At 76.5% G+C, this 12,151-nt stretch carries 13 protein-coding genes and 1 tRNA gene; 11 read left to right on the forward strand and 3 right to left on the reverse strand.

What is annotated here, in order from left to right; genetic code table 11:
* Nucleotides 1–153 precede the first annotated feature (153 nt).
* The 4 genes from O7599_RS04440 to O7599_RS04455 are packed head-to-tail and all read left to right on the forward strand — an operon-like array spanning nt 154 to nt 4,182.
* Nucleotides 154–1,413 carry an ABC transporter substrate-binding protein gene (locus tag O7599_RS04440; protein WP_281620768.1) on the forward strand — a complete coding sequence of 420 codons (1,260 nt, stop codon included), beginning with the start codon at nt 154–156 and terminating at the stop codon, nt 1,411–1,413.
* Nucleotides 1,383–2,276 (forward strand): ABC transporter permease subunit, encoded by an 894-nt coding sequence (locus O7599_RS04445; RefSeq protein ID WP_281620769.1) that lies wholly within the window; start codon nt 1,383–1,385, stop codon nt 2,274–2,276. The genes O7599_RS04440 and O7599_RS04445 overlap by 31 nt, the downstream gene beginning before the upstream one ends.
* A complete protein-coding gene (locus O7599_RS04450) occupies nt 2,273–3,118 on the forward strand; it encodes an ABC transporter permease subunit (RefSeq protein ID WP_281620770.1) in 846 nt (281 codons plus the stop codon). The genes O7599_RS04445 and O7599_RS04450 overlap by 4 nt, the downstream gene beginning before the upstream one ends.
* Complete coding sequence (locus O7599_RS04455; RefSeq protein ID WP_281620771.1) at nt 3,115–4,182, forward strand: ABC transporter ATP-binding protein; 1,068 nt, start codon at nt 3,115–3,117, stop codon at nt 4,180–4,182. The genes O7599_RS04450 and O7599_RS04455 overlap by 4 nt, the downstream gene beginning before the upstream one ends.
* 27 nt (nt 4,183–4,209) lie before the next feature.
* On the opposite strand, the gene O7599_RS04460 is transcribed toward O7599_RS04455, so the two are convergent.
* The 3 genes from O7599_RS04460 to O7599_RS04470 all read right to left on the reverse strand — a co-directional run bounded on the left by O7599_RS04460 (nt 4,210) and on the right by O7599_RS04470 (nt 7,485).
* Nucleotides 4,210–6,030: a SelB C-terminal domain-containing protein gene (locus O7599_RS04460; RefSeq protein WP_281620772.1), complete on the reverse strand. Its 1,821-nt coding sequence runs from the start codon at nt 6,028–6,030 to the stop codon at nt 4,210–4,212.
* A complete protein-coding gene (gene selA, locus O7599_RS04465; RefSeq protein ID WP_281620773.1) occupies nt 6,027–7,334 on the reverse strand; it encodes an L-seryl-tRNA(Sec) selenium transferase in 1,308 nt (435 codons plus the stop codon). The genes O7599_RS04460 and selA overlap by 4 nt, the downstream gene beginning before the upstream one ends.
* A 58-nt stretch (nt 7,335–7,392) precedes the next feature.
* Nucleotides 7,393–7,485, reverse strand: a tRNA-Sec gene (locus O7599_RS04470).
* 76 nt (nt 7,486–7,561) lie between these two features.
* Here O7599_RS04470 and selD point away from each other — a divergent pair.
* The 7 genes from selD to O7599_RS04505 all read left to right on the forward strand — a co-directional run bounded on the left by selD (nt 7,562) and on the right by O7599_RS04505 (nt 12,146).
* Nucleotides 7,562–8,566: a selenide, water dikinase SelD gene (gene selD / locus O7599_RS04475; RefSeq protein WP_281620774.1), complete on the forward strand. Its 1,005-nt coding sequence runs from the start codon at nt 7,562–7,564 to the stop codon at nt 8,564–8,566.
* A gap of 108 nt (nt 8,567–8,674) precedes the next feature.
* Entirely contained in the window at nt 8,675–9,379 is a 705-nt protein-coding gene (locus O7599_RS04480; protein WP_281620775.1) for a hypothetical protein, read from the forward strand.
* Complete coding sequence (locus O7599_RS04485; protein ID WP_281620776.1) at nt 9,376–9,960, forward strand: MauE/DoxX family redox-associated membrane protein; 585 nt, start codon at nt 9,376–9,378, stop codon at nt 9,958–9,960. The genes O7599_RS04480 and O7599_RS04485 overlap by 4 nt, the downstream gene beginning before the upstream one ends.
* A 2-nt stretch (nt 9,961–9,962) precedes the next feature.
* Nucleotides 9,963–10,469 (forward strand): hypothetical protein, encoded by a 507-nt coding sequence (locus O7599_RS04490; RefSeq protein ID WP_281620777.1) that lies wholly within the window; start codon nt 9,963–9,965, stop codon nt 10,467–10,469.
* A complete protein-coding gene (locus O7599_RS04495) occupies nt 10,469–11,389 on the forward strand; it encodes a peptidoglycan-binding protein (RefSeq protein ID WP_281620778.1) in 921 nt (306 codons plus the stop codon). Before O7599_RS04490 ends, O7599_RS04495 begins: the two co-directional genes overlap by 1 nt.
* A gap of 1 nt (nt 11,390) precedes the next feature.
* Nucleotides 11,391–11,567 (forward strand): hypothetical protein, encoded by a 177-nt coding sequence (locus tag O7599_RS04500; protein ID WP_281620779.1) that lies wholly within the window; start codon nt 11,391–11,393, stop codon nt 11,565–11,567.
* Between the two features lie 63 nt (nt 11,568–11,630).
* Nucleotides 11,631–12,146 carry a hypothetical protein gene (locus O7599_RS04505; protein ID WP_281620780.1) on the forward strand — a complete coding sequence of 172 codons (516 nt, stop codon included), beginning with the start codon at nt 11,631–11,633 and terminating at the stop codon, nt 12,144–12,146.
* The last annotated feature ends 5 nt before the right edge of the window (nt 12,147–12,151 follow it).

The raw sequence follows: 12,151 nt of genomic DNA on the forward strand, positions 1-12,151 counted from the left end.
CCGTACTCCCGCGGCGCGTGCCCGCCGTACCCGCGCACGGTTCCGCGCCCGCCGTCGTGTCCCATCTCAGCACGGGCGGCGGGCCCGGCGATCTCCGCCGGGTCGTTTCCGCGGATCTGGGTAAGGCAGGGACGACGACAAGGAGTTGCCCGGATGCGGATACGGACTCGGCGGCCCGCCCTGATGCGCGGCCGGAGAGGTGCGGTGGCCTGGACGGGGGCCGCCGCGATGCTGCTGGCGGCCTGCTCGGGCGGCACAGACCAGGAGGCGCTGCTGCGGGACTGGTCCGAGCTGCGTGCCGCCGCCCGCGGCCAGACGGTGAACCTCTTCATGTACGGCGGCGACCAGGGGGCCAACGCCTACGTCGACGACGAGGTCGTACCGGCGGCGAAGAAGCTCGGCATCGGCGTCAAGCGGGTGCCGGTCGCCGACACCCAGGACGCCGTGCAGAAGGTTCTGGGCGACGTGCGGGCGGGCAAGGACGGCGGCGGCGCCGTCGACCTGGTGTGGGTCAACGGCGAGAACTTCCGCACCGGCAAGCAGGCCGGCCTGTGGCTGTGCGGCTACACCGACCTGATGCCCCACCAGAAGTACGTCGACCACTCCGACCCGACCGTCTCCCGGGACTTCGGCACCCCGGTGGACGACTGCGAAACCCCCTGGAGCAGGGCCCAGTTCGCGTTCGTCTACGACTCCGCCCGGCTGGCGGACCCGCCGCGTACGACGGCCGGGCTCCTCGCCTGGGCCGAGGAGAACCCCGGGCGCTTCACCTACCCCGCGCCCCCGGACTTCACCGGCTCCGCCTTCGTCCGCCACCTGCTCTACGCCACCGCCCCGGACGGCGACGCGGTCCCGCAGTCCTACAGCCCGAGCGCGTACGAGCAGGCGACGCCCGCGCTGTGGGAGCGACTCGTCCGGCTGAAGCCGCACCTGTGGCGCGACGGCACCACCTACCCGAAGGACGCCGCCGCCCAGGGCGATCTGTTCGCCAACGGCGAGGTGGACGTGACGATGACCTACGGCCCCGCCGAGGTGCCCGGCCTGGTCGCCAGGGGCCACTACCCCGAGAGCACCCGGGTGTTCGTGCCCGCGGACGGCACGCTGGGCAACACCAGCTACCTCGCCGTGCCGAAGAACGCCGCGCACCGCGAGGCGGCGCTGGTGCTGTCCGACCTGATGCTCTCGCCCGCCCTGCAGTACGCCAAGGCGCGGCCCGGCGGCTGGGGCGCGTACACCGTCCTCGACCACGAGCGGCTGCCCGCGCGCTGGCGGGAGAGGTTCGCCGCCCTCGACACCCCCGCCACGACGCTGCCGATCGAGGAGCTCTCCCGCAACGCCCGGCCGGAGCCGAGCGGCGACTGGGTGGCCCCGCTGGACAAGGGGTGGAAGCAGCACGTGCCGACGGGCTCATGACCCGGCGGCGCACCCGGGGGCTGCTGCTGGTGCTCCCCGCGCTCTCCGTCGTGGCCCTGGCCGTCTGCGGTCTCGCCCTGGCCGTGCGCGGCAGCCTGGCCGACGGCCTCGGCGAGGGCTGGAGCCCCTCCGCGTACGCCGGGCTGCCCGGCGACCCGGTCCTCGTCGACTCCCTGCTGCTCAGCCTGAAGATCGCCGCGGCCGCCACGGCGGGATCCGCGGTCCTCGCGCTCGCGGTGGTCGGCGCGGTCAGCACCGGCCGGCGCTCCCGGGGCGCCGTGGAGGCGGTGGCCCGGGCCACGCTCGCCGTGCCGCACGCCCTGGCCGCCGCCGCCTTCGCCCTGCTGCTGGCCGGCTCGGGACTCGTCTCCCGCCTCGCCCGGGCCGCCGGCTGGACCGACGAGCCGGCCGACTTCCCCGCGCTCGTCGCCGGCGAGGGCCAGATCGCCATCGTCCTCGGCTACGTCTGGAAAGAAGCGCCGTTCGTCATCCTGATGCTGCTGGCCGCGCACACACCCGCCGTACGCGACCTGGAGACCGCGGTACGCACCCTGGGCGCCGGCCGCCGGCAGCGGCTGCGGCACGTCACCTGGCCGCTGCTGGCGCCCGCCCTGCTGGAGGCGTGCCTGCTGGTCTTCGCGTTCACCTTCGCCGCCTACGAGATACCCGCCCTGCTCGGCGCGACCGCACCCCGCGCGCTGCCGGTGGAGGCGGTGGAGCTGTACCGCTCGGTCGAACTGGCGGACCGGCCGCGCGCCCTGGCGCTCGCCGTGGTCATCGGCGCGGTCGTCGCGCTGGCCGCCCTCGCCGCCGCGGTGATCTCCCGGCGGCTGCTGCGCGCACGGGTCGGGGCCGGCCGGTGAACGGGCTGAACAGGGTGGGGCGGGCCGCCGGCTTCGCGGTCCTCGCGGTCTGGGTGGCGGCCCCCCTGCTGCCGCTGCTGGTGTGGGCGTTCGCCGGCCGCTGGGTGTATCCGGCGCTGCTGCCGCAGGACTTCTCCACCCGGGCCTGGACCCGGGTGGCGGACCCGCAGCAGCACGTCCTCGAAGCGCTCGGCACCTCCCTGGCGCTGGCCTCCTGCACCGCCCTCGCCGGTACCGCGCTCGGCGCGCTCGCCGCCCGCGGCCTGGTGCTGTACGCGCCGCCGGCCGCGGGGCTGCTGCGGGTGGTGCTGCTGGCGCCGGTGCTGGTGCCGCCCTTCGCGCTCGCCGTGGGCGTGCAGGAGATGTTCGTACGCGCCGGCCTCGCCGACCACGCCGTCGGGGTGGCGCTGGTGCACCTGGTGCCCGCGCTGCCGTACACGGTGCTCGTGATGACCGGGGCCTACGCCACCTACGACGTCCGGACGGAGCAGGCGGCGCGGACGCTCGGCGCGTCGCGCACCGCCGTGCTGCGCCACGTCACCCTGCCGACGCTGGCCCCGGCGCTGCTGGCCGCGGCCACGCTGGCCTTCCTGGTGTCCTGGAGCGAGTACCTGATGACCGTGCTCGTCGGCGGCGGGCTGGTGACCACGCTGCCGCTGCTGCTGTTCTCCACCGCGGCCGGCGGCGGCAACCAGCCGCTGACCGCGGTGCTGGGCATCCTCGTCGCCGTACCCCCGGTCCTGCTGTTCGGCCTGGCCGCCGCGCTCCTGCGGCGCCACCGTGCACCCTGGGCCGAGGCCGTCCCGCCGTCACCGCGCACCGGAAGGGCCGCCGCCTCGTGACCTCGACCCCGCCCGCCCCGGCCGGCGGCCTGCGCCTGTCCGGCGTCACCGTCACCCACCCCGGCCCGCACGGGCGCCGGGCCACCGTCCTCGACGGCCTCGACCTGGCCGTCGCGGACGGCCGGCTGCTCGCCCTGCTGGGCCCGTCCGGCTGCGGCAAGACCACCACCGTGCAGGTGATATCCGGGCTGCTGCCGCCCGACCACGGCACCGTCCACGTCGACGGCCGGGACGTCACCCGAACACCCCCCGAGCGCCGCGGCGCCGCCGTCGTCTTCCAGCAGCCGATGCTGCTGCCGCACCGCACCGCGCTCGACAACGTGGCCCTCCCGGCCCGGCTGCGCGGGCAGCGCCGCGGCGCGGCCCGTACGGCCGCCCGCGAGGAACTGGCGCGCGTCGGCCTGACGGAGCTGGCCGACCGCTACCCGCGCCAGCTCTCCGGCGGCCAGGCCCAGCGGGTCGCGCTGGCCCGCGCGCTGGCCGCCCGGCCCCGGGTGCTGCTGCTCGACGAACCCTTCAGCGCCCTGGACACCGGGCTGCGGCACGACATGCGCGACCTGCTCACCTCGGTGCAGCGGCAACTGCGCCTGACCACCGTGCTCGTCACCCACGACCGGTCCGAGGCCGCCGCCGTCGCCGACACCGTCGCCCTCCTGCACGGCGGCGGCGTGCTGCAGCACGCACCGGCCGCCGACCTCCACGCCCGCCCCGCCTCCCGCACGGTGGCCCGCTTCCTCGGCGCCCCCACCGCACTCCCCGGCACGGTCACCGGCACCGGACACTTCGCCTGCGCACTCGGCCGTCTGACGCTGCCCGCCGCGGTCCGCCACCGCGGCCCGGGCTACCTCGTCATCAGGCCCGAGACGGTCACGCTGAGCGAGGACCCCGACGCGGTTCCCGCCACGGTACGCACCGTGCGCCCGGACGGCGCCTTCACCGCCCTGGAGGCGGAGACGAAGGCCGGCCCCGTCCACGCCCTGCTCCCGCCGGGCCCGTCCCCGGCCGTCGGCGAACGTGTCCGGCTGCGGCTGCCCGTGGCACACCGCTGGGTGACGCCCGGCTGACGCCACCGGCACGGCGGGCGGCAGCCCTCACCCGCCGTCCGTGACGGTCCGGCGGCCGTCGGGGTGGCGGCGGGTGCGGCCGGTCGCGTCGAGGGTTTCCAGGAGGGGGATCGCGACGCGGCGGCTGACGGCGAGGGCGCGGGCGGCCTCGCCGACCGTGAACGGCTGGGGCACGGCGGCGAGTCGCCGGGCGGCGCGGCCCACGGACCCGGCGGGGAGGTGGACCGCGCCCACCCGCTCCAGCGCGCCGCGGCGCACCAGCAGACTCAACGCCTCGGGCGTGAGCCCCAGTTCGTCCAGCCGCCGCCGGGTGGGGGCCTGGAACGGGGCGGACCGCAGCTCGTCGAGCAGCCGCTGCCACGCGGCGGCGACCGCCGCGGGGAGCCCGTCCGCCTCGTCCGCGCGGTAGAGCCTGCCGTCGCGCTGGACCAGGTCGGCACCGGCCGCGGCGGCCAGGCGGTCCCAGGCGGTGTCCGGCGGCAACGCGAGGAGTCGACGGGCCTGGGCGACCGGGAGTCCCGGGTCGTCGGGGTGGGCCTCGGCGTGGTCCCGCACCGCCGCGGCCAGGGTGGCGCCCAGCCGTTCCGCGTGCCCTCCGTCGATCAGCCAGGGCGCGCCGTCCGCGTCGACGGCGTAGCCCTGCGCGGCGAGTCGGCGCCGTTCGTCCAGGCCGACGGCGGCCAGCCGCGCGGCGGGGTCGGTGGGCTCGGTGACGCCGGCCAGTTGGCGCGCGCGGGTGGCGGCGGCTCCCCGTCCCGACAGCGGGGGCGGCTCCGGATCCAGCACCGTCGCGCCGACCAGCAGTCGGGATCCCGGGTCGCGGAGCAGCAGCCGGTCGCCGACGTGGAGCGGCAGCGGGGTGCGCAGGGTGAGGCGTGCGGCCTCGTGACCCAGTGGCCGCAGCCGCGCGCTGGTTGCGGCGGTGCCGCAGTGGACGAGGGGTTCGGCCGGCAGGCGGGCAGGCTCACGGCCGCGGGCCGTCCGGCCCGTCGGTGCGTAACGGACGTCCACGCGGTCCGTGGTCCACCACCGCTCCGGCGTGAGGAGCGCGTTTCCCCTGCCGACCTGGTCGGCGGTGACGCGGCGGAGGTTGACGGCGACGCGGGCGGGGCCGGTCACCCGGGGAACGGCGTGGCCGAGGCTCTCCAGGCCGCGTACCTGAACGGTGCGACCGGCGGGGGCGAGGTGCAGGGTGTCGCCCTCGGCGAGGGTTCCGGCGGCGAGGGTGCCGGTGACGACCGTGCCGGCGCCCGCCACGCTGAACGCCCGGTCCAGCCACAGCCGTACGGGGGCCGCCGGATCGGGCGGCGGCCGGGCGGCGGCCAGCGCGTCGAGTTCGCCCAGGAGCAGGTCGAGCCCTTCGCCGGTGCGGGCGCTGACGGCGACGGCCGGGGTGCCGGCGAGGCCGGTGCCGGAGGTCCGTTCCACCGTCTCCGCGAGGGCCGGTGCGGGGTCGGCGAGGTCGGCGCGGGTGACGACCCGCAGCCCGGCGCGCACGCCGAACGCGTCGAGGGCGGCGAGGTGTTCGGCGGTCTGCCGGCGCCAGCCCTCCTCGGCGGAGACCACCAGCAGCACGGCGGGCGCGGTGGCGATTCCGGCGAAGGTGGTGGCCAGATAGCGGTGGTGGCCGGGCACGTCGACGAAGGCGAGGGTGCGCCCGCTGGGCGCGGTGGTCCAGGCGAAGCCCAGGTCGAGGGTGAGGCCGCGGCGGCGCTCCTCGGCGAGCCGGTCGGGGTCGGTGCCGGTGAGGGCGCGCACCAGCGTCGACTTGCCGTGGTCGACGTGGCCGGCGGTCGCGATCACCAGGCCGGGGGCGGCGGTCACGCCTTCCCCGGGGGCGGCGGTCACGCCTCCTCCGGCGGCGCGGTCACCGCGAGAACGGCGGCGAGCAGCGTCACGTCCTCCTCCTCGGGAACGGTCCGCAGGTCGAGCAGCAGCCGGTCGCCGTGGACGCGGCCGACGACGGCCGGGTCGCCGGAGCGCAGCGGCCCGGCGAGGGGGGCGGGCAGCGCGACGGCGGCGCTCGGCAGGGTGACGCCGGGCGCTCCCCCGCCGCCGACCCGGGCCTCGCTGGGCAGCGCCTCGGCGGCGACGCCCCGTTCGGTGAGCCGGGCCGCCAGCATCTCGGCGCGGGCGGCGAGTTCCGCCTTCCGTACCGCCAGGGCCCGTGCCACCGGAGGTGGGGGGCCGAGGACGGTGGCCTCCAGGGCGGCGAGGGTCAGTTTGTCGACGCGCAGTGCGCGGGCCAGCGGATGGGTGCGGAGCCGCTCGACGAGGTCGCGCCGGCCGAGCAGCAGGCCCGCCTGCGGACCGCCGAGCAGCTTGTCCGCGCTGGCGGTGACCAGGTCGGCGCCCTGGTCGAGGGAGGTCGCGGCGTCGGGCTCGTCGGGCAGCGCGGGATGTGGCCGCAAGAGCCCGGAGCCGATGTCGTGGACCAGCGGGACGCCCAGCGTGGCGAGGTGGGCGAGGGAAACGGAGGACACGAAGCCGGTGGTCAGGAAGTTGGAGGGGTGCACCTTGAGCACGAGGGCGGTGTCGGGGCCGACGGCGCGCGCGTAGTCGTCGAGGTGGGTGCGGTTGGTGGTGCCGACCTCGACCAGCCGGGCGCCGGTGCTCTCCACCAGCTCGGGGAGGCGGAACCCGTCGCCGATCTCTACCAGTTCGCCCCGGCTGATGAGGATTTCGCCGTTCCCGGCGAGGGCGGTGGCGGCGAGCACCAGTGCGGCGGCGTTGTTGTTGACCAGATGGACCGCCTCCGCGTTCGGGACTGCCGCGGCGAGGGCGGCAAGCGCGCCCCTCCCCCGCCGGGCCCGGCGCCCGTCGCTCAGGTCGAACTCCACGTCCGTGGGACCGGACGCGGCCCGCAACGCCTCGGTGGCGGCGGCGGAGAGCGGCGCGCGGCCGAGGTTGGTGTGCACGACGACGCCGGTGGCGTTCACCACCGGGCGCAGCGAGGTGGCGTGCCGGGGCAGGTCGGCGACGGCCGCGTCGGCGGCCTCTTCGGGGGCCACCAGGCCGGCGCGCACGCGGTGTTGGACCTCTGCGACGGCGCGACGGACCAGGGTGCGCCCCAACCGCAGGGCGGCGTCGGCGAGTCGGGGGTCGGCGAGCAGGGCGTCGGTGCGCGGAACACGGCGTCTGGCGTCCGTCAACGCCGGCCTCCCCGGTGGTGTGCGGAACGGACTCGGAGCTTCGAGGGGGCTGTGTCGGCGGAGGCGTATGGGAATCGAACCCACCCGGCCGGGGTTCCCGACCGCATCGGTGTTGAAGACCGTGGGGGCCACCAGGCACCCGCCCGCCTCCGGCAGGGAGTCTACGTCCACGAGCGAGGCACCCGTCCCCTGTCCGCGCACGGGCGTTCGGGCGTAACGTCCGGCGGATGACCGTGCGACTGACCCAGTACGCGGGCGGCGGTGGCTGCGCCTGCAAGATTCCTCCCGGCGAACTCGACGCCCTGGTCTCCTCCCTGGACCGGACGGGCAGCCGCCCGAAGGATCCGGCCGCGGAGTTGCTGGTGGGCCTGGAGGGCGGCGGAGACGACGCCGCCGTGGTCCGCCTCGACGGTGAGCGGGCGCTCGTCACCACGGCCGACTTCTTCACACCGGTGGTGGACGACGCGTACGACTGGGGCCGGATCGCGGCGGCCAACGCACTCTCCGACGTCTACGCGATGGGCGGCACGCCGTGGGCGGCGATCAACCTCCTCGCCTGGCCCAGGGACACGCTGCCGATGGAGTTGGCCGCCGAGGTGCTGCGGGGCGGCCGTGACGTGGCGCACGCGGCGGGCTGCCAGGTCTCGGGCGGCCACAGCGTGACCGATCCGGAGCCCAAGTACGGGATGTCGGTGATGGGGATGGTCCACCCCGAGCGGATGCTGCGGCTGGACGCGGCCGCGCCGGGGCGGGCGCTGACCCTCACGAAGCCGCTGGGCAGCGGGGTGCTCAACGCGCGGCACAAGGCGACCGGGGAGGTCTTTCCCGAGGCGGTGGCCGTCATGGCCGCGCTGAACCGGGACGCCTCGGTCGCGGCGGTGGCCGCGGGTGTCCGGGCGGGAACGGATGTCACGGGGTTCGGCCTGCTGGGCCACGCGTACAAGCTGGCGCGCGCCTCCGGTGTGACGCTGGCGATCGACGCGGCGGCCGTGCCGTTGCTGGCGGACACCCGGCCCGCGGCGGTCGACGGCTTCGTCAGCGGCGGCACCCGGCGGAATCTGGCGTGGGTCGAGCCGTGGGTGGAGTTCGGCGCCCTCCCCGAGGTCGACCGGTTGGTGCTGGCCGACGCGCAGACGTCGGGAGGGCTGCTGCTGGCCGGCGAGGTGCCGGGACACCCGGTGATCGGCGAGGTGCTGCCCCCCGGTGAGGCTCCGGTGGTGGTACGCGGCTGATACGCCCCCCGCAGGCGATCGGCTTGTATGTACACCGTCATTCTACCCGGGTAGAGTGAATCGCCGTTCAGCGCAACAGGTTCGGGACACCGTTCTCAGGAGGACCATGTGGCGTCATCCACTGCCGTCGAGCACCGCGCGTTGGACGGTATCGCCTACCGCCTCGCCGCCGACCTCGACCTGACGCGGCCCGCGACCTCCGTCGTCGAGGTGATCGCCGACGGCCGCCTGCACGAGCTCACCGCCGGGCCGGCCGACCTGGCCGAGTCGGTCGCCGCGTCCCTGGGGATCACCGCGTTCGACAGCGAACTCTCCTTCCGGGGCGGCACGTTGCGGACCGCCACCACCGGCGAGTACGACGCGCAGGCGCAGCAGGTGGAGAACCCGACGCTGGTGGTCTGGCAGGGCCGGCGGTTCAGCCTGGTCACCCGGCTCTACCGGGCCGCGCTCACCGACGTGTTGCTGCTCCTGCGCACCCTCGGCATCGCCGAGCACTCCGACGGCATCACGCTCACCCCCGACGCCTCCGCCGGCACCCGCCTGGCCCGTCCCGCCACGGTGCTCAAGGAAGTGCCGACGCTCGGCCTGGTCGAGATGGGCCGGCCCACCCGCGAGCACACCGTGCAGCTCCCGCCCTGGCACGGCGCGTCGGTGCCCTCGGGCGAGCTGTTCCGCGACTCGCTCTCCGACGGGCGCCCGTTCTTCGTACTCTCCGGCGAGGAGGTGTGGGCGACCATCGTGCCGCTGGCCGACACCACCACCGACGCCGTTCCCGCGCTGGTCGAAGCGCTCGACCTGCGGGCCGTGGGGTGACGTCCCTGAGCGCCGCCACGGCCACGGGCGTGGTGCTGCTGGCCCTGCTCGCGGGCGCCGCCGCCCACCTGAGCCGGCCCGGCGCGCTGCCCGAGGCGTTGACCGAGCACCGGCTGCTGCCGCGGCGCGCCGTGGTGCCGGCCGCGGTGGCGGCCACGGCGGCCGAGAGCCTGCTCGCCGTCGCCGGCGGCGCCGCGCTGCTCGCCGGCCACCGCGCCGCCCTCGCCGCCGTACTCAGCGCGGCTGCGACGGTGTTCGCCTGCTACGCCCTCTACACCGGACACGCCCTGGCGGCCGGGCGCGGCGGCCCCTGCGGGTGCTCACGCACCGACGTTCCGCTGAGTGCGTGGGTCGCCGGCCGGGCCTGGGCGTTGGCGGGACTGGCCGCCGTCGCCGCCACGCTCACCGCGGGGACCGGCGACCCGCCCGGGGGCGCGGCCGAGTGGACCACGGCGGCGCTGGCCGCCGTCACCCTGGCCGTGCTGCTCTGGGCGCTGCCGGCCGCCATGGGCCAACCGATGGCGACGGCGCGCCCGCCGGCCGGCGCCGGGACCGTCCCCGCCGTCAAAGGAGGCCGCTGACCGTGGACTTCACCACCAGCGCCCTGATCCTGTCCTGGGTCGCCATCGCCCTGCTCGCCCTCGTGGTGTCCGGGCTGGTGCGGCAGGTCCACCAGCTCTCGCGGGGCCAGGTGGTCCGCTCCCCCGGGCGGCTGGGCGTCACGCCGGGCAGCGCGGCGCCGCACGCGGACGAGCTGCTGGCCGGGGACCGCGAGACGCTGCTGCTCTTCCTCAGCGCCGAATGCCGCACCTGCGCCGAGGTGCTGGCGGCGGCCGGCCGCCTCAACGGGCAGCGCGCCGTACGCGCCGTCTACGCCGGTGACGCGCCTCCCGCCACGGAGACCGGCGTGCCGGTCACCGGGAACCGGCCCGACCTCTTCACCGCCTACGACGCGATCGCGACCCCGTTCGCCGTGCTCGTCGGCACCACCGGGCGCGTCGTGCGCAGCGCACCGCTCGGCTCCGCCGACGCGTTGGGCGACCTGGTCGCCGCAGCCCCCGACCACACCAGTCAGCCGAGGAGCGCGTGATGACCACCCTCGACGAGGTTCCCCAGTTGCGCCGCGCCGGCGCCGCCGACCGGCCCGTCCGCCGCCGCAGCACCTCCGCGCTGCCGAGCCTGGCACCCCGGCGGCGTACCGTGCTCCAGTCGGCGACGGTCGTGGGCTTCGCCGCCCTCGGCGTCTTCGGCGCGGCCCGGCAGGCGTACGCGGACGGCTACGACATCTGGGAGGGCGCGTGCCCCTCCTACGCCTCGGAGCACGACTGCTCCCCCGGCTGCGGCCCGAGCACCGTGCACGCCGCCGCCTGTGAGACGAGCGGCCCGCACGAGGGCTTCCACCGCAACGACGGCGTGACCTGGACCCTGCGGCCCAACCAGTGCTACTCCGGCTCCTACGACGGCTGGCTGTGGGCGTTCAGCGGCGCGTGCGGCGCCTGCGGCTGCGGCATCGAACGCCGGTGCCACGACGGGTACTTCAACTCCGGATCCGGCTGGGTGCGCTCCATCTGCCGCTGGACCACCGACTGCGGCTGCGAGGGCGCCGTCACCTGGCCGACGCTGCGCGACGGTTCGCGCGGCCCGGACGTCCGTACGGCCCAGCACCTCCTGGGCGTCCACGAGTTCCCCACCGAGCCGGACGGGATCTACGGGCCGAGCACCGAGACCGCGGTCAGCGGCTTCCAGGAGGCCAGGGGGCTGCAGCCGACCGGTACGGTCAACGCGACCACCTGGACCCACCTGGTGGTCACCGTCCGGCAGGGCGACTCCGGCGGCGCCGTCAGCGCTGCCCAGCGCCAACTCGTCAAGCACGGCTACCCGTTGACGGTGGACGGCGCGTTCGGCCCGCTCACGGCGGACGCGACCCGGGAGTTCCAGCGCGGCGCCGGGCTGACCGTCGACGGCGTCGTCGGCCAGCAGACCTGGCGCACCCTCGTCGGCGGGGCGTGACGTGGGGCAGGTCGGCACGGGCCCGGCCAGGCCGGCGTGGCGCGGCCGGCTGACCGACCCGGCGGTGCCGGCGCTCGTGCTCAGCTCCGGTGCGGTGGCGGCCAGTTGGTACGGCCCCCTGCTCACCTGGACGATCCTCGGCGGCCTGGCGGGCTACTCGCTCTCCGGCTCCGTCTGAACGCGGAACAGCGCGCACGCGCTTGCCTCGCCAGGTTGGCGGGCCGTTCACCGACAGACAACCGTGCTCGGGGTCTTCTCCACCGGGCTGCTGCTCGGCGCCCTGCTGTCGGCCACCGTGCTGTGGCTTGCCTCGGGGCTGGTCGCTCCGGTCTCCGCGGACTGGCGCGCGGGGGCGATCGTCGCCCTCGGGCTGCTCGCCGTCGCGCGCGACGCCGGGGTGCTGCGCCTGCGGCTGCCGCAGAACGCGCGGCAGGTCCCGCAGGACGTGCTCCAACGCCATCTGGCGCGCGGCGCACTGCAGTTCGGATTCGAGTTGGGCACCGGGGTGCGGACCTACGTGTCGGCGAGCCTGCCGTACGCCCTCGCCCTGGGCGTGCTGCTGGCCAACGACGCGGGCGTGGCGCTGCTGGCCGGCCTCGGCTTCGCGCTGGGCCGCGCGGCCACCCCGGCCCTGCGGTTCGCCTCCGGCACCGGCGAGGAGTGGGACGACCGGCTGCAGGCCCGCCTCCGCCTCCTCACGATCGGCGCCGCGACGGTCGCGACGGCGGCCTGGACGGTGCTGGCCCTGCGGGGGTAGGCACG

This window comes from Streptomyces sp. WMMC500, from assembly GCF_027497195.1.
Lineage (GTDB): Bacteria > Actinomycetota > Actinomycetes > Streptomycetales > Streptomycetaceae > Streptomyces.